General features: G+C 57.5%; 15 protein-coding genes. 12 read left to right on the plus strand and 3 right to left on the minus strand.

What is annotated here, in order from left to right; all coding sequences use genetic code 11:
• Nucleotides 1-8: 8 nt before the first annotated feature.
• On the minus strand, nt 9-641 hold the full coding sequence (locus AC2FFF_RS00430; protein ID WP_142634527.1) for a MarC family protein: 633 nt from the start codon (nt 639-641) through the stop codon (nt 9-11).
• Nucleotides 642-733: 92 nt separating this feature from the next.
• Here AC2FFF_RS00430 and AC2FFF_RS00435 point away from each other — a divergent pair, with 92 nt between their 5' ends.
• The 9 genes from AC2FFF_RS00435 (at nt 734) to glmM (ending at nt 13027) form a co-directional block, all read left to right on the plus strand.
• A complete protein-coding gene (locus tag AC2FFF_RS00435) occupies nt 734-1261 on the plus strand; it encodes a DUF6446 family protein (RefSeq protein WP_496882802.1) in 528 nt (175 codons plus the stop codon).
• The gene (gene gltS / locus AC2FFF_RS00440; RefSeq protein WP_142634523.1) at nt 1258-2460 is read left to right on the plus strand and encodes a sodium/glutamate symporter; all 1203 of its coding nucleotides are present in this window, start codon (nt 1258-1260) and stop codon (nt 2458-2460) included. Before AC2FFF_RS00435 ends, gltS begins: the two co-directional genes overlap by 4 nt.
• Nucleotides 2461-2469: 9 nt before the next feature.
• Nucleotides 2470-4761: a glycine--tRNA ligase subunit beta gene (gene glyS, locus AC2FFF_RS00445; RefSeq protein WP_281972296.1), complete on the plus strand. Its 2292-nt coding sequence runs from the start codon at nt 2470-2472 to the stop codon at nt 4759-4761.
• A 36-nt stretch (nt 4762-4797) separates the two neighbouring features.
• Entirely contained in the window at nt 4798-7359 is a 2562-nt protein-coding gene (locus AC2FFF_RS00450) for a putative PEP-binding protein (RefSeq protein WP_281972295.1), read from the plus strand.
• 153 nt (nt 7360-7512) lie between these two features.
• Entirely contained in the window at nt 7513-8187 is a 675-nt protein-coding gene (locus AC2FFF_RS00455; RefSeq protein WP_246097141.1) for a cell wall hydrolase, read from the plus strand.
• A 116-nt stretch (nt 8188-8303) separates the two neighbouring features.
• Nucleotides 8304-9632 (plus strand): multicopper oxidase family protein, encoded by a 1329-nt coding sequence (locus AC2FFF_RS00460; RefSeq protein WP_281972294.1) that lies wholly within the window; start codon nt 8304-8306, stop codon nt 9630-9632.
• 100 nt (nt 9633-9732) lie between these two features.
• Complete coding sequence (locus AC2FFF_RS00465) at nt 9733-10653, plus strand: dihydroneopterin aldolase (RefSeq protein WP_281972293.1); 921 nt, start codon at nt 9733-9735, stop codon at nt 10651-10653.
• Nucleotides 10650-11648 (plus strand): dihydropteroate synthase, encoded by a 999-nt coding sequence (gene folP, locus AC2FFF_RS00470; protein WP_281972292.1) that lies wholly within the window; start codon nt 10650-10652, stop codon nt 11646-11648. Before AC2FFF_RS00465 ends, folP begins: the two co-directional genes overlap by 4 nt.
• Nucleotides 11649-11683: 35 nt before the next feature.
• On the plus strand, nt 11684-13027 hold the full coding sequence (gene glmM / locus AC2FFF_RS00475; RefSeq protein ID WP_281972291.1) for a phosphoglucosamine mutase: 1344 nt from the start codon (nt 11684-11686) through the stop codon (nt 13025-13027).
• On the opposite strand, the gene AC2FFF_RS00480 is transcribed toward glmM, so the two are convergent.
• Complete coding sequence (locus tag AC2FFF_RS00480; RefSeq protein WP_282027463.1) at nt 13024-13932, minus strand: DMT family transporter; 909 nt, start codon at nt 13930-13932, stop codon at nt 13024-13026. The two genes, glmM and AC2FFF_RS00480, sit on opposite strands and share 4 nt — an antisense overlap.
• A gap of 77 nt (nt 13933-14009) precedes the next feature.
• Here AC2FFF_RS00480 and AC2FFF_RS00485 point away from each other — a divergent pair, with 77 nt between their 5' ends.
• A complete protein-coding gene (locus tag AC2FFF_RS00485) occupies nt 14010-14354 on the plus strand; it encodes a hypothetical protein (RefSeq protein WP_142634506.1) in 345 nt (114 codons plus the stop codon).
• 39 nt (nt 14355-14393) lie between these two features.
• Here the strand turns inward: AC2FFF_RS00485 and ilvC are convergent, their stop codons facing one another.
• Nucleotides 14394-15416: a ketol-acid reductoisomerase gene (gene ilvC, locus AC2FFF_RS00490; RefSeq protein ID WP_142634504.1), complete on the minus strand. Its 1023-nt coding sequence runs from the start codon at nt 15414-15416 to the stop codon at nt 14394-14396.
• Between the two features lie 131 nt (nt 15417-15547).
• Between ilvC and AC2FFF_RS00495 the strand changes: the two genes are divergently transcribed.
• Nucleotides 15548-16003: an Lrp/AsnC family transcriptional regulator gene (locus tag AC2FFF_RS00495; RefSeq protein ID WP_271946422.1), complete on the plus strand. Its 456-nt coding sequence runs from the start codon at nt 15548-15550 to the stop codon at nt 16001-16003.
• Nucleotides 16000-16458, plus strand: coding sequence for an Lrp/AsnC family transcriptional regulator (locus AC2FFF_RS00500; RefSeq protein WP_142634500.1), 459 nt, complete (start codon nt 16000-16002; stop codon nt 16456-16458). Before AC2FFF_RS00495 ends, AC2FFF_RS00500 begins: the two co-directional genes overlap by 4 nt.
• Nucleotides 16459-16463 lie beyond the last annotated feature (5 nt).

Consider the following 16463-nt stretch of genomic DNA (forward strand, 5'->3'; position numbering starts at 1 on the left):
TGCGGCAGTTACGCCAAACCGGGAAGCAGAACTTTAAGTCCGTCCGCGATCATGCTGATTGCGATGGCAGACAGGATCATACCCATAAAGCGGCTCATGATCACCCGAGCGTTGTCCGAAAGCCGCTTGGACAGCGCCGCGGCGTTCCAGAATGTGACGAACAGCAAAAACAGCACTGCCAGAAAAACGCCCGCATAGAGTATGACGTCCATAGGTTTGGACATTTGATGTGCATAGAGGATCAACGTCGTGATTGTGCCAGGCCCAACGAGGATGGGAAAGGCCAACGGATAAAAGGCGACGGTGTCGGCCTCGGGATAAGATTTCTTTTCGCCTTCGGTTCCGTGATGCGCCGTGCTCTCGGTGCCGCTCAGCATGTTCAGGCCGATCATCAGGACAACAAGACCGCCCGCAACGCGCAGATCATTGACGCTGATGCCGAACAGTCCCAATGTCTTGCTGCCAATGGCTGCAAAAGCACCGCCCAGGATCAGACAGTAGGTGACGGTTTTCACCGCAACCTTGCGTTGATCTGCGGGGGTCAGACCATCAGTCACGCTCAGAAAAACGGGCAAGTTGGTGATCGGGTTCATGATCGCAAAAAGCGCGCCGAAAAAACCTGCGGCGAGAGTCGTGTCCATTTTCATTACCCTAATGTCAGCCTGTATCAGGTTGGAAACTGGCCCATTTTCGACCTCAATGAAAGAGGCCACGTGAATAGGATGCTCGAACGATGACCGGAAAACTACTTGCTATTCTCCTTCTAGGGTCGGCTGTTCTGGCTGGTGGGGCCATGTACTATCTGCAAGTTTACGGCTTTTATTATGAAGTGGTCTCAAAGCCGGGACAGGATGTCCGTTTGCTAGCAATCGGCGCAGATGAGCCCGAGACCATCGCCTATACGGACTTTCAGGCGATTGATGCGGACAGCTCTCCGATTCGATACCGCGCCTGCTTTGAAACTGACTTGACGCCAGCAAATCTGGCTGGTTATCAGACCGCCAATGACCCCGAACCGTTGACGGCGCCCGGATGGTTTGAGTGCTACGATGCCATAATGATTGCCAACGCGTTGCAGACCGGTCAGGCGCAGGCCTTTATCGGGGCTAAGAATATACACTTTGGCGTGGACCGGATCGTCGCTGTAACCCAGGATGGAAAAGGCTATGTTTGGCACGCGCTGAACAACTGCGGGGAAAAGGCCTATGACGGCACGGTCGTCGGGGAGAAATGCCCGCAGCAACCGGAAACGGGGCAATGACTTATCTGATCCCGGATATGATCGCCGCCACGTTGGGTCTGGCTGTATATCTTTTGGGGGCGGAGTTGAACCAGCAGGTGAAGCTGCTTCAGCGCTTCAACATACCCGAACCGGTCAGCGGCGGGTTGGTCGCAGCGCTGGTGATGTTGGGATTATACATGGCCACAGGTATCTCTTTCGATTTTGAGATGGCCACGCGGGATTACATGCTGGTGCTGTTTTTTGCGGCAATCGGCCTGAATGCCCGGTTCCTGGATCTGCTTACCGGCGGCAAACCTCTGTTCTTGCTGTTGGTTCTGACACTGATCACCATCATCATGCAAAACGGCATTGGTGCCGTCGGGGCAGTTGCATTTGGCTTTCCTGCCCAGTCCGGAGTGTTATTCGGATCAGCTGCACTGATCGGCGGGCATGGAACCGCCATCGCATGGGCGCCGGACGTTGGCGCCGTAACTGGGTTGGAAGGCGCGACCGAGTTGGGGGTCGCAGTGGCGACATTGGGCCTGGTGTTGGCCGCGGTGGTTGGTGGTCCCGTGGCCAAGTATCTTGTCGAACGCTATAATCTGACCCCCGACCGCCCCAACGAAGAACTGACAGTTGGTGTCGCAACCGAAGAACAGCGTTATCCCGATATTACGCCGCTTGGTCTGATGCGGGTCATGCTGTACCTCCATCTTGCCATTATCATTGGCTATGGCGTGAATGTCCTGATCGCAGAGGCCGGCCTGAAACTTCCCCTGTTTGTACCTTGTCTGATCATTGCCATTTTGATCGGCAACCTGCGCAGTTGGTTGCGGCCAAATGCAGTTCCCGTCAGCCGCACATCCGCGCTTGGGCTGGTTTCAGAGCTTGCGTTGGGTACCTTTCTGGCCATGTCGCTGATGAGCCTGCAGTTGTGGACGATTGCGGAACTTGGTGTGACCATTTTGGTCGTACTGGCGGCACAAACCGCCTTTACGGTAATCTTCGTTATCTACGTGTTGTTTCCGGTGATGGGGTCAGGATATCGCGCTGCAGTTCTGGCCGCCGGGTTCGGTGGGTTTGCGCTGGGCGCAACTCCGACCGCCATCGCCAATATGACCGCCGTAACCAAGCGATATGGCCCGTCCCCTATTGCCTTTATCGTACTGCCCCTTGTATCCGCATTCTTTGTGGATATCGCCAATGCCATCGTCATCCAGACGATCGTCAATTTCTAAGGACTGACTATGCCCGACCTGCTGATCGAACTGTTTTCCGAGGAAATCCCTGCACGCATGCAAACCCGTGCCGGTGAAGACCTGAAAAAGCGGATCACCGATGGTCTGGTCGAGGCCGGTCTGACCTATGCCGGGGCTGCCTCTCTGACCACGCCCCGTCGTCTGACGTTGGCGGTCGAAGGCTTGCTAGCCGAAAGCCCGTCCATCCGCGAAGAACGCAAGGGTCCGAAAGTGGGCGCGCCGGATCAGGCCATCGAAGGCTTCCTGCGCGGCGCCGGTGTAACCCGTGACCAGTTGGAAGAGCGCGAAACGCCCAAAGGCGCGGTGTATTTCGCGATGATCGAAAAGCCCGGGCGACCGGCGACTGATATCGTGGCCGAAGTGCTTGAGGCGACCATCCGTAATTTCCCCTGGCCCAAGTCGATGCGCTGGGGCAGTGGGTCGATGCGCTGGGTGCGTCCGCTGCATTCGATACTGTGCATCCTCAATGATGAGACCGGCGCGCAGGTCGTGCCTCTTGAGGTCGAAGGGATCAAATCCGGCGACACAACCGAGGGTCACCGCTTTATGGCCCCGAACCAGTTTTCTGTAACATCGTTCGAGGATTACGCTGCCAAGCTGAAACGCGCTTTTGTTGTGCTGTCACCCGAGGAACGCGCCGAACACATCTGGAACGACGCGCAGAACATGGCTTTTGCTGCTGGGCTGGAAGTGGTCGACGACAAGGGCCTGCTGGCCGAGGTGGCCGGGCTGGTCGAATGGCCCGTGGTGCTGATGGGGCAGATTGACGAAGAGTTTTTGGAACTACCGCCCGAGGTACTGCAAACCTCGATGAAAGAGCATCAGAAGTTCTTTTCTGTGAAGAACCCTAAAACCGGCCGGATTGAACGATTTATCACCGTTGCCAACCGCGAGACCGCCGACAATGGCGCGACCATTCTGGCAGGGAACCAGAAGGTGTTGTCGGCTCGTCTGGCAGATGCCAAGTTCTTTTGGGAGAATGACCAGCGCGTTGCCAAGTCGGACATCGCCCAATGGACCCGCGCGCTGCAGAATGTGACCTTCCACAACAAGCTGGGCACACAGGCGGAACGGATTGACCGCATCGCAGCACTAGCCCGCGAACTGGCCCCGGTGGTCGGCGCAGATGCGGATCAGGCCGAGAAAGCCGCGCGTCTGGCCAAGGCCGATCTGAACTCGGAAATGGTCTATGAGTTTCCCGAACTTCAGGGGCTTATGGGGCGGTATTACATCGAGGCTGCAGGCGAAGATGCTGCTGTCGCCGCCGTGGCACAGGAGCATTACTCGCCGCTGGGGCCGTCGGATGACGTGCCGACTGCACCGCTGTCGGTGACCGTGGCGCTGGCCGACAAGCTGGACACGCTGACCGGGTTCTGGGCGATTGACGAGAAGCCCACCGGGTCCAAAGACCCGTTTGCCCTGCGGCGTGCGGCGCTGGGTTGGATTAGAACTGACCTTAGCTGTGAATTGGGAGGCTCGTTGCAGGAAACGATCCTCAAAGCGGCTCGCTTGCATGCTGCAGACGATATTGCTTTGATAAAGTCTCTTCATGGTAAGACCCCATTGGAAATGGGGGAGGTATTAGCAAATAGTGGTGTACCTTTCCCAACTCAAATCAGTCCTACACCTGAGCTAAGAGAACTTCACGTCGGTTCGTTGGCGATGCCGAGGCTAACTTTCCATTCTGTTGTTTTCGAAGAAGTGGAAATACCAGATGGCTTGGTGATTGATCAACCCAAGTACATTGGGCGAGAAGGAAGTCTCCTCTCCTTCTTCCACGACCGCCTCAAAGTCTTCCTCCGCGATGAGGGTATCCGCCACGACATCATCGACGCCTGTATCGCGATGGAGGGGAATGACGACCTGAATCTGCTGGTCAAACGTGCCCGCGCGTTGAATGCGGTGATTGCGACCGAAGATGGTGAAAACCTCGTGCAGGGGTTCAAGCGGGCCAACAACATCCTGACTCAGGCCGAGGAAAAGGATGGGGTCGAGTACTCCTATGGGGCGGATGTGAAGTTTGCCGAAACAGAAAGCGAGAAAGCGCTGTTTGCAGCATTGGATCAGGCTCAGGCACAGATCGACACAGCGCTGGCGTCCGAGGATTTCCCGGCCGCGATGACGGCCATGGCCGCGCTGCGCGGGCCGGTGGATGCGTTCTTTGAGGATGTGCAGGTCAATACCGACAATGACATCCTGCGCCGCAACCGTCTGAACCTGCTCAGCCAGATCAGGAAGGTCTGTTCCAGCGTGGCCGATCTGGCCCGAATCGAAGGTTAACGCTCTTGCGCCACGGGCGCAGGGGCCTATGCTGCGGTGAAACCAAAAGGTGCCGCAGTGCAGAATAACCCGCATACCACTCTGATCACAGCCGAAGCGCCCGTAGCGGCGAATACTCATGGCGGGCGCGCGAAATGCCTGCAGCGTCTGGTTCGGCTGGATTTTCCCGTACCACGAACGGTTGCATTGTCCTTTGATGCAGTGCAGCGGATCGCCGGCGGGCAGGTGCCCGACATTGCGGCTATTCTCGAACAGTTCGACGAGGCGGCGCTGCTATGTGTTCGTCCAAGTTCCGAGGACCCCGATTGGGGCGGGCCTGGGGCAATCCTCAACATCGGTATGAATGATGCGCGCTATGTGGATCTGTCAGACGAGATGGGGAACGAGGCCGCGGCTGCACTGTCGCTGCGCTTTGTTCAAAGCTATGCCATTCATGTGGCGCGTCTGGATGCGGATGTGTTTGACGACATCGAGGCCGATGGGCTGGAAGGTCTGCGCCAGTCGTTGCGGGCCTATGAGGATGAGACCGACGAGCCCTTCCCACAGGATCGTGGTGAGCAGCTGGTTGCGGTTCTGCGTTCGATGGCGCGGGCATGGGATGGAACCTCAGCCCGGCTGTTACGCCAGGCAAAAGGTGCGCCAGCGGATGCAGGTCTGGGTCTGGTCATTCAAGAGATGGTCCCGGGTGTGGGGCAGGGCGAATGCGGGTCCGGCGTTCTGCAACTGATTGATCCGACAACAGGGCTGCAGCAGATAACCGGTCGTTATCTCAGCCAAAGCCAGGGTCGCGATGCGTTGGGCGAGGGGGTCGCTGCGCTGTATCTGGAAAAGGATCCGCGTGGTAAGTCGCTTGAGGAAGTTGCGCCCAAGGCATTCGCGGAACTCAAGGCACATGCTGCAATCATGCGCGAAAAGCTGCGTGAGGAAATGCAGGTCGAATTCGTCATCGAAAATGGGCACGTTCACATTCTGGACGGTGTGCGCGTGCAGCGCAGTGCCCGTGCCGCCATGCGGATTGCCGTTCGGTTGGCCGAGGATGGCATCATTCCTCAGCAAGAGGCGGTGATGCGGGTCGATCCGCATTCTCTGAACGAGTTGCTGCACCGGCAGGTTCACCCCGACGCGCGCCGTGATGTGCTGACCACAGGCATTGCAGCCAGTCCAGGGGCGGCAACCGGAAAGCTTGTGTTTACTGCGGCCGAGGCGCAGGCCAGTGCCGCGCGGGGCGAGCCCTGTATTCTGGTGCGCCGAGAGACGTCCCCGGAAGATGTCCGGGGAATGCACGCCGCAGTGGCTGTTCTGACCGAAAAGGGTGGGATGACAAGCCATGCGGCCGTGATCGGTCGCGGCTTGGGCCTGCCTTGCATCGTTGGCGCCTCTGAAATGCGGTTTCAGACCAAAGAGAAGATGTTGACAGCCCAGGATGGCCGCGTTTTCAAAACGGGCGACAAGCTGACGATCGACGGAACTTCGGGGCAGGTTCTGGCGGGGCAGCCCGCGATGCTTGAGGCGGCGCTAGACGATTGTTTTCAGACGCTTATGAGCTGGGCAGACGCCGAACGTGATATTGAGATCCGCGCCAATGCCGATACGCCTGCGGATGCGCAGACCGCTCGGAACTTTTCGGCTCAAGGGATCGGCCTGTGCCGGACCGAACATATGTTCTTTGATCCCGGCCGCCTGATCGTGATGCGCGAAATGATCTTTGCCCAAACCTCTTCCGGTCGTGCGGCGGTTCTGGAACGTCTGCTTCCGATGCAACGCGCAGATTTCGTGCAACTCTTTCGAATAATGGAAGGTCAACCAGTCTGTATTCGCCTGTTCGACCCGCCGTTGCATGAATTCCTGCCCACGACTCGCAGTGGCCAGCGTGAATTAGCAGAGGCACTTGATCTGCCGGTTTCGGATGTGGAACGCCGTGTCGCCGAGATGACCGAATATAATCCGATGTTGGGATTGCGCGGCGTCAGGCTGGGCATCACGGTGCCGGAAATCTATGATATGCAGGCCCGGGCAATCTTTGAGGCGACGCTTGAGGCCAGCAAAGAGGGCGCTCTGGTGGTCCCCGAGGTGATGATACCGCTGGTTTCGGCCAAGCGCGAGGTTGAGCTTGTCAAATCTCGGATAGACACGGTTGCGGCGTCGGTAGCCGCTGAACGAGGGCAAGAGTTCGAATATCGGCTGGGGGTCATGGTGGAAACGCCGCGTGCCTGCCTGCGGGCGGACGAAATCGCTCCACAAACTGCGTTCCTTAGCTTCGGCACCAATGATTTGACCCAAATGACCTACGGATTGTCTCGTGATGACGCTGGTCGCTTCATGTCTGCTTATGTGCGTCAGGGTGTTTTCGCCGAGGATCCGTTCCACGTGCTAGATCCCGATGGTGTAGGGGAATTGCTGAAGCTGGGGTCTGAACGCGGACGCCGGGTTCAGCCGGACGTGACCCTGTCGGTCTGTGGCGAACATGGCGGAAACCCCGAATCAATCGCAATTTGTCGGGATTTGGGGTTCGACTATGTGTCATGTTCACCCTTCCGGGTACCTGTCGCTCGGCTGGCTGCCGCTCAACTGGCGATTTCGTCCAGACTTGGGGGTTGACAGTAACTGCCGACCCAAGGATTAGTGGGAAAAGAAGGTAGCCGTCGTCAACTTATTTTGACGTTACGGCGATTTTCCACTTGCATCTTCTTCTGATCTGGACGTTTCCGATTCAATTCGGTATGAGCCTCATCGCGCCCGCCGGGGGAGGGTATGGCGCAGAATGTGCCTGTGCGAGGTTATCTGATGCTAAGATATATTCTGGCTGTTGCCGTTATGGCGACAACCATGCTGCCTAGTGTGTCCTTCGCTGAGAGGGAAGCAACCGATACTGCGAAACGTGAGCTGGTCGCCCGTAGCGAACTGCCCGGTCAGAATTTTCGCGATTATCTGAATTTGTTCAAGCCCCGACAGGAGCCTGAGTCGAAAGAAGTGTCCTACTCCAAGAGCTGGTTGGACGAGCAACCCACCGCCACCGGAGGTGAACAGTTCAAGTGCCTGGCCGAGGCGTTGTACTTTGAAGCGCGCGGCGAAGGTGTGCGCGGTCAGTTTGCTGTGGCGGAGGTTATCCTCAACCGTGTTGCCAGCAGCCGCTTTCCCGACACGCTGTGTGGTGTGATCAATCAGGGCACAGGTAAGAAATACCAGTGCCAGTTCACCTATACCTGTGACGGTCAAGAGGAAGTGATCCGTGAAAAGAAGGCCTATGAGCGTGTGGCAAAAGTTGCGCGTACAGCCATCGACGGGGATGCCAAAAAGCTGACCGAAGGGGCTACGCATTATCACACGACCGCAGTGCGCCCGTCTTGGGCCAAGGTCTACAAGGAAACCGCGCGTATCGGTGTCCATATTTTCTACCGTCACAACTATCAGACGGCGAGTAACTGATTGACGCACCCGCGCTGGAACCCTACTGGCGCGGGACGAAAATCGGTTTAGATTGCGGGCCAAGGAGGCCCGTATTGTTGTTATCACGCAGACAGATTTTGCAATCCGGTACAGCAATGTTGCTGTTGCCCAAGGCAGTGCATGCCGCAATAGATGATTTGGTCGCCCAGATCGTCTCCCGACAGCTGGCCCCTGACGGGTACTCCGAGACCTCGGTTTGGTCCTTTGGTGGAAATGTGCCCGGTTCAGAAATTCGCCTGCGCAAAGGGCAAAGCGTCCGGCGCAGATTGGTAAACGATTTGCCCCAACCCGCTACGATCCACTGGCATGGCATTCGGATTGTCAATGCAATGGACGGAGTCCCGGGTCTGACGCAGGACGCTGTTCAGCCAGGCCACAGTTTTACCTATGACTTTGTGGTCCCGGATGCGGGAACATATTGGTATCATGCCCATAACCGATCCATGGAGCAGGTTGCGCGTGGCCTCTACGGCCCATTGATTGTCGAAGAAGATAATCTGCCTGATGTGGATCAGGATTTGACCCTTGTCCTGGACGACTGGCGATTGACCCCGGAAACCGGGCAGATCGTAGAAGATTTTGATAACCAGCACGACCTCAGCCACGCCGGGCGTTTGGGCAATCTCGTCACAGTTAATGGCCAGTTTGATCCAGAATATGCAGTGGCGCGCGGCGCGCGCCTGAGGCTGCGGCTGATCAATGCGGCAAATGCCAGGATATTCGATCTGGGGCTGGATGGTCTGACAGGTTGGATCGTCGCTTTGGATGGAATGCCTCTGGTTGACCCTTTGCCGGTTTCCGGGAACGTCCCGCTTGCACCTGCTCAGCGGATGGATCTGATTGTGGATGTGCAAAGTCATGAGGGTCAGATTGCCGGGCTTGTAAGTCAAGAACGCGGTGACAGCTTCGGTCTGGTTCGGCTTGCGGTGGCCGGTCAGGCGGCGGCAAACAGGACTGGAATCCGCCCTTTGCCAGCAAATGAGATGCCTAAGGTTCGGCTGGACGACGCACCGATCCATCGCATGACGCTGCAAGGCGGGGCCATGCGCTGGCTGGATTCCGCCAATATGGGCGAGACCGAACTATCAGGCCGTGAATTGGCCCAACTCGGGAGGTTTTGGGCATTGAATGGCTATTCTGATCGACCGGATGAGCCGTTTCTGGATGCGCGATTAGGAAGTGCTCATCAGATTGAGTTTGTCAATGAAACAGCGTTTCCCCACGCTATGCACCTGCATGGGCACCATTTCCGCATCATCCTGGATGGCGGCACGCTGGGCCCCTGGCGCGACACGATACTGATAGGGCGGGGTCAGACCCGTAAAATCGCGCTGATTGCTGACAATCCAGGCGACTGGTTGTTACACTGCCACATGCTGGGTCATTCAGCATCAGGAATGATGAGCTGGTTTCGCGTCAGCTGACGCCGCATTCGAAGACTGGAATGGCGCTTGTTGCAGTGTTATAGGGCCTGCAATGTGTAAATAGGTCCGAAAAGTCCACCAAGCCCAAAGGGTCAACCGCATGAGTTCTGAAATCCGTCTTGCCTTTGCGCACCCGTCCGAGCGGTCCGAGGCGACTGCCACGCGGGGACCTCTGGATCGCATCTCTCTGCGTGACCATATTGTCGAGGTCGAGATCGGCGCCTTTCAGGCCGAGCGTGGAACGACGCAACGCATCTGCTTCAATATCGTTGTCGAGGTGCGCCCGCTGACCGATCCTATTGACGATGATGTTGATCGCATCCTGTCCTATGATCGTGTGACCGAGGCCATCGCCTTTGAGCTGTCGGCCGAGCGGTTGAACCTGCTGGAAACTCTGGCGGACCGGATTGCCGAGAGAATTCTGCTTGAACCTCAGGCTGTAAGAGCCTTTGTCAGAATAGAAAAGCTGGATCGTGGCCCCGGCGCTTTGGGCGTTGAGATCGTGCGCGGTAAAGATGCAACTCACCACGAGCTGGTCGAGGAAGAGCGTCCGCACCCGCGTTTGGCCTTCCTGTCAAACGAAGCAATCGCGTCGGACAATCTGACCGGCTGGATTGACCAGTTGGAAAACCGGAAACGCCCCCTGATCCTCTGCGTCGGGGCGGCGGATATGGCCGTTTCGCAAACCGGTCACGCGATGACTCAGCGCCGGATCGACCTGCTGGCCATTGAACAGAACGCCTGGGTACTGGCCGCGCGCGACCTGCGCTGCGTTGTCGTTTCCACCCGGACCGAGTTGGATTGGGCCATGAAGAACGGGCAGATTTGCGTCTGGGCGCCGTCCAAGATCGTGCTTGATGCAGTGGACGGCCCGTCGGCTGCGCCCTCGGATGCGGTCGCTCTGGCGGCGTGGTTTGCCGCGACATTCGAAGCGAGCGAGCTGATGGTATTCGGAGGCGCCTTGCCGGACTCACCCCAGACTCCGCTGCGCGCTGTGCCGGTGGATCAGGCGACCCTGTGACCACTTACTATCGCCCTTTGGTTCAACATGGTGAGGCGCGCCCCGAGGGGGCGGTCGCCTTGGCCGGTCAGACGCTGTGGTTCACCCATGTCGAACGCCTCAGCCGGACCGCAGCCGCGCGCATCCTCCCGGCTGCGCAGGTTCCCGGCGATGTGCTGGATCGGCTGACACGTCCACGGGCCGCTATTTCTGGCGTTGCGATGGATCGGCCCCAGATCATGGGCATCCTCAATGCCACGCCGGACAGTTTCTCGGATGGCGGGGTGCATAACTCGGTCGAGGCGGCACAGGCTGCGGCGCGGGACATGGTCGCGCAGGACGCCAGTATTCTTGATATCGGAGGCGAGTCGACACGCCCCGGCGCAAGTTTTGTTCCTGAAGACGAGGAAATCGCCCGGACCGAACCGCTGATCAAAGCGATCAGATCGGCCACCGATGCGCTGATTTCCATAGACACCCGCAAAGCCGCCGTCGCCAAAGCCGCCTGGAAAGCCGGGGCAGGGCTGATCAATGACGTCTCGGGCTTTACCTTCGACCCGGACCTTGCGCCGTTCTGTGCCCAGGTTGGGGCCCCTGTCTGCGTGATGCACATGCAGGGCGATCCCGGTTCGATGCAGGACGACCCGACTTACGACAGTGTTTTGCTGGATGTTTATGACTTCCTACATGGGCAGGTTGGTTTTCTTGAAGACCTCGGCATGAGCCGGGACCAGATCGTTATCGACCCGGGCATAGGATTTGGCAAAACCGAAAAGCACAATCTTATCCTTCTGCAGAATCTCAGCCTGTTTCACTGTTTGGGGTGTCCGATCCTGCTGGGCGTATCCCGAAAGGGGTTTATCGGGCAGATAGGCAAAGAGCCCCGCAAAGACGCGCGTGCGCCGGGATCCATCGCCGTGGGGCTGGCCGGATTGGCACAGGGTGTGCAGATCCTGCGTGTTCATGACGTCGCTGAAACCGCTCAGGCCTTGCGTCTATGGGCCGCCGTCCGGTAATCCGGTCGCAAGCAAGAATTTACGGAGAGATACCAATGCGCAAGCTGTTCGGAACCGATGGGGTGCGTGGCACCGCCAATACGCATCCGATCACGGCTGAGATGGCCCTGCGCATGGGGGCCGCGGTTGGGCGGTACTTCCGACGTGACCAATCCGGCGTGCACCGTGTTGTTATTGGCAAGGATACGCGCCTGTCTGGGTATATGCTGGAAAACGCGCTGACGGCGGGGCTGACCTCGACCGGGATGAATGTTTTGCTGTTGGGACCGGTTCCAACGCCGGCTGTCGGCCTAATGACGCGGTCAATGCGCGCCGATCTGGGAGTGATGATCTCGGCCAGTCACAACCCCGCCGAAGACAACGGGATCAAGTTTTTCGGGCCTGATGGCTTCAAGCTGTCGGATCAGGCGGAAATTGAAATCGAACGGCTGATCGAAGAAGGGGTTAAGCCTGCGCAGGCGCAAAATATCGGTCGGGCCCGCCGGGTAGACGATGCGCGGTTTCGCTATGGCGAGCGGGTGAAATCTTCGCTATCCCGCGATCTTAGGCTGGACGGTTTGAAAGTGGTGGTGGATTGCGCCAATGGCGCCGCGCACCGTACTGCGCCCGAAGTTTTGTGGGAACTTGGGGCCGAGGTCATTCCTGTAGGCACCTCTCCTAACGGTAAGAATATCAACCTGAATTGCGGTTCGACCAAACCTCAGCTAGCAGCTGAAACGGTGGTGGCGCACGGGGCCGATGTCGGGATCTGCCTGGATGGTGATGCCGATCGGGTTGTGATCGTGGATGAGCACGGACACGTGGCCGACGGCGATCAGTTGATGGCGTTGTTGGCGACCTCTTGGGCCAAGGCCGACCGCCTGCGCGGCGGCGCCTTGGTCGCGACAGTTATGTCCAACCTTGGTCTCGAACGCCATCTCGGTTCGCAGGGGCTCAGGCTTGAACGAACGGCCGTAGGCGACCGCTATGTAGTCGAGCGGATGCGTGAAGGAGATTTCAACCTGGGTGGTGAACAATCTGGCCACATCGTCATGAGCGACTATGCCACCACAGGCGATGGCCTCATGGCGGGCCTGCATTTCCTGGCTGAAATGGTACATTCCGGGCGCAACGCATCCGAACTGTCGGTTCAGTTCGAAACAGTACCGCAACTGTTGAAGAACGTGCGCTATGGCGAGGGGCAGGCCCCGCTGGAAACAGCTGGTGTGAAAGCCGCAATCTCGGATGCCGAAGAGCGTCTAAAAGGAAAAGGCCGATTACTGATCCGTAAATCCGGCACTGAACCTCTGATCCGCGTTATGGCGGAGTGTGAAGATGATCAGCTGTTGGCCCAAGTCGTTGACAGTATCGTTGCTGAGGTCGCGGCGGTTGCAGGCTAGCGACCGGCCAGCATTCTGCGCAGGCTGAACCACTGGCTGATCGCTAGCCCGGTCAGGATCATCGCCAGAGCAACGTAAAACCGTATCGGCAATGCCTCGGACAGAACCCACGCGCCAAACACCATCGACCATATCGGAACTTGGTAGTTGACCAGCGTCAGAAAAACAGACCCGGCGCTGCGAATAATCGAGACGCGCAGCAACGTGGCAAAGGCGGTTGGAACAAGGCCCAATGCGATTATGGCGAGGCTAGGCCGTGCGCCATGCCAATTTGGCACCCCTTCGGTTACCAGCATGATGGGCAACAAGATCGCCGCGCCGACCAGCAAAGTGAGCGCAGCCAGAACAACCGGATCGACCGGAGGGCATCTGCGCGTGAATATAGAAGCGCAGGAATAGCACAGTGCAGCACCAATACAGGCCAGCTGTGCCAGTGGTTCCGCACCTTGACCAAGCTGTGCAAGGCCAGGGCCAATCAGCACCAGTGCGCCTGCAAATCCAAGTGATACGCCAACAAAACGCCGCGCGTTGAGGGGCTCATCCGAAAAGAAATGTGCCAGTGGCAACACCATCAACGGGATGGCCGCCATCGAAAGGCCCGCAAAGGCGGACGGAACATATTGCTGGCCCCAGCTGAGAAGCAAAAAAGGTAGGGCCGTCGACAGAATGCCGATCACGATGATTGAGGGCCAAAGGCCCCGCGTGGTTGTTGGCAATTTGCGACCCGTCGCCCCCATCAGCAGTATAAGGGTGAGCGCGCCCAGAGTCGTGCGCGCTGTTGCTACTGTGACGGGCCCGTACCCTTCGAGCGCGATGGCCACGACCATAAATGTGCCGCCCCAGATGAAGCCAAGTACAGCGACCATAAGCCAGTTTTTGTTGGTGATTTCAGAGGGTTCTCTCATGGTATTGCCTGCTTCGTCACAATTAGCTGCGAGTGTGGTATTGTAGGGGTATTGGAAAAAGAATTTGGAGACAAATTATGGACTACAAAGAAGTGAATGCTGTTTGCCAGCCCGGAGACGATGTGGCTTCACGAGATTGGTATGCTTGGAACAACAAGATGCCTCCGGGGCCCGCTAGGTTGATTGTGACGGGCATTGTCACGGTTGGTAATCCAGGGGTCGAGCCCATGTTGGTTATCGCCAATCCGCAGGGGATCAATCCCAGCCATTTGCTGCTCAACATCTTCCTCTGTCAGAAGCCCGGGAAATGGCCCTCGGTGGTTGTCGACAAGCCGGTGCGGTTCGAGCAGCATTCGAACCCGATGTATACCCATGTGGATATTGTTGGCGGGCCGTCGATAGAAATTTTTGACGCCCATTAAATGAATGACGCCGCCCCGGGGGGCGGCGTCACGATAGGATCAGTTCTTTTCCTGATCGACCAGTTTACCGGCCGAAATCCAGGGCATCATGTCCCGCAGCTTTTTGCCGACCACTTCGATCTGGTGCTCGTCATTGGAACGGCGCGAGGCTTTGATGGTGGGTTGACCCACAGCATTTTCCAGCATGAAGTCGCGTACGAACTTGCCGCTTTGGATGTCCGACAGGGTCTCTTTCATTGCCTTCTTGGTCTGCTCATAAGGCAGGATGCGCGGACCAGTGACGTACTGGCCGTATTCAGCAGTGTTCGAGATCGAGTAATCCATGTTGGCGATACCGCCTTCATAGATCAGATCCACGATCAGCTTGGTTTCGTGCAGACACTCGAAATAGGCCATTTCGGGTGCATAACCAGCCTCGACCAGAGTTTCAAAGCCGCAGCGGATCAGCTCGACGATACCGCCACACAGAACCGCCTGTTCACCGAACAGGTCGGTTTCGCATTCTTCGCGGAAGTTGGTCTCGATGATGCCCGAACGACCGCCACCGATGGCCGAGCAATAAGACAGACCGATTTCCAGCGCTTTGCCGGTTGCGTCGGTGTCAACAGCCACAAGGCAGGGAACGCCGCCACCTTTGGTGTATTCACCACGGACGGTGTGGCCGGGGCCTTTGGGGGCCATCATGATGACGTCGACGCCTGCTTTCGGTTCGATCAGGCCAAAGTGAACGTTCAGGCCGTGGGCGAACGCAATCGCAGCACCCGGCTTGATGTTGTCATGCACGTATTTCTTGTAAGTTTCGGCCTGCAATTCATCGGGCATGGTGAACATGATGACATCACACCAGGCTGCCGCTTCTGCAATGCCCATGACCGCCAGGCCTTCGGCTTCGGCTTTCCTAGCCGAAGGCGAGCCTTCGCGCAGGGCAACGACCAGATTCTTCGCGCCCGAGTCGCGCAGGTTCAGCGCGTGTGCATGACCCTGGCTGCCATAACCCAGGATGGCCACTTTTTTGTCTTTGATCAGGTTGATGTCGCAATCGCGATCATAATAGACGCGCATGATGCTGGTCCTTTCTGTTTCGATTGCTGTGGGTTTACGGTGGTTTTCCAAGGATAGCGACACTGTTATCCTTGAAAAATCACCTGAACATCGAGTATATATTCTTAAAAATTCAGAAAAAAGAAAAAATCATGCTTGATGATGTTGACCGCAGGCTTCTGCGTCATTTCCAGGCCGACCCGACGCTGACAACCGCTGAGCTGGCCGAGCTTTGTCGCATCAGCACAAGTGTCTGCTGGCGGCGTATCGAAAAAATGCAAGAGGCCGGGATTATTCAAGCCCAAGAGGCGATCATTGACTGGGCCGCATTGGGATATGCGGTCGAGGTTTCATTGCGGGTGACGCTGGATAAGACCCAACCGCGTGCATTCGACGAGTTCATGGGTGTCGCGCGTGAGGTTCCCGAGGTGATCGAGATTCAGACCTTTTTGGGCCGTGTGGATGTGCGCTTATCTGTGCTTGCCAAGGATATGGCACATTACCAGCAGCTGTATCGTGACCGTATTCTGACTTTGCCGCATATCGCAGATATCGAGGCATTGATGCATATCGCGCGGGTCAAAAGCGATGAGGTGCTGCCGCTATGACCGAATTGGATGAGCTCGACCGCAAAATTCTGCGCGCTCTGATCCAGGATGCAACGCAAAGCGCGGGTGCCTTGGGGCGTAGATTTGGCCTGTCTCAGCCCGCGATGTGGCGCCGTATCCGGAGGCTTGAAACGACGGGGATCATAAAGGGGCGCCACCTGCGTTTGAATGCAGAAGCGTTGGGGTTTGGGGTGACAGTTTTTCTGGGGGTCAAGTTAGCGCGGAAAGGTCAGGTCAGCCTTGAAGATTTCGAACGTGCCGTCAGTGCGATCCCCGAGGTTCAAACCGTTGAACATGTGTTGGGCCTCTATGATTACCGTTTGCGCGTCGTGGCACGGGATCTCTCGGACTTTGAACGTGTTCTGCGCCGCCGGATTATGACTTTGCCCGGGGCCGGAGATGTCGAAGCCAATGTATTGCTGAGCGAAGAGAGGCTACCCGGGCCTATCGGCTAGGTCCG

This window comes from Ruegeria sp. YTSA226 (genome assembly GCF_059609905.1).

What these genes read in the sequence shown, in the direction of transcription:
- AC2FFF_RS00430 (WP_142634527.1), bottom strand. Translation starts at nt 641, where the DNA reads ATGGACACGACTCTCGCCGCAGGTTTTTTCGGCGCGCTTTTTGCGATC.
- AC2FFF_RS00435 (WP_496882802.1), top strand. Translation starts at nt 734, where the DNA reads ATGACCGGAAAACTACTTGCTATTCTCCTTCTAGGGTCGGCTGTTCTG.
- gltS (WP_142634523.1), top strand. Translation starts at nt 1,258, where the DNA reads ATGACTTATCTGATCCCGGATATGATCGCCGCCACGTTGGGTCTGGCT.
- glyS (WP_281972296.1), top strand. Translation starts at nt 2,470, where the DNA reads ATGCCCGACCTGCTGATCGAACTGTTTTCCGAGGAAATCCCTGCACGC.
- AC2FFF_RS00455 (WP_246097141.1), top strand. Translation starts at nt 7,513, where the DNA reads ATGGCGCAGAATGTGCCTGTGCGAGGTTATCTGATGCTAAGATATATT.
- AC2FFF_RS00460 (WP_281972294.1), top strand. Translation starts at nt 8,304, where the DNA reads ATGTTGCTGTTGCCCAAGGCAGTGCATGCCGCAATAGATGATTTGGTC.
- AC2FFF_RS00465 (WP_281972293.1), top strand. Translation starts at nt 9,733, where the DNA reads ATGAGTTCTGAAATCCGTCTTGCCTTTGCGCACCCGTCCGAGCGGTCC.
- glmM (WP_281972291.1), top strand. Translation starts at nt 11,684, where the DNA reads ATGCGCAAGCTGTTCGGAACCGATGGGGTGCGTGGCACCGCCAATACG.
- AC2FFF_RS00480 (WP_282027463.1), bottom strand. Translation starts at nt 13,932, where the DNA reads ATGAGAGAACCCTCTGAAATCACCAACAAAAACTGGCTTATGGTCGCT.
- AC2FFF_RS00485 (WP_142634506.1), top strand. Translation starts at nt 14,010, where the DNA reads ATGGACTACAAAGAAGTGAATGCTGTTTGCCAGCCCGGAGACGATGTG.
- ilvC (WP_142634504.1), bottom strand. Translation starts at nt 15,416, where the DNA reads ATGCGCGTCTATTATGATCGCGATTGCGACATCAACCTGATCAAAGAC.
- AC2FFF_RS00495 (WP_271946422.1), top strand. Translation starts at nt 15,548, where the DNA reads ATGCTTGATGATGTTGACCGCAGGCTTCTGCGTCATTTCCAGGCCGAC.
- AC2FFF_RS00500 (WP_142634500.1), top strand. Translation starts at nt 16,000, where the DNA reads ATGACCGAATTGGATGAGCTCGACCGCAAAATTCTGCGCGCTCTGATC.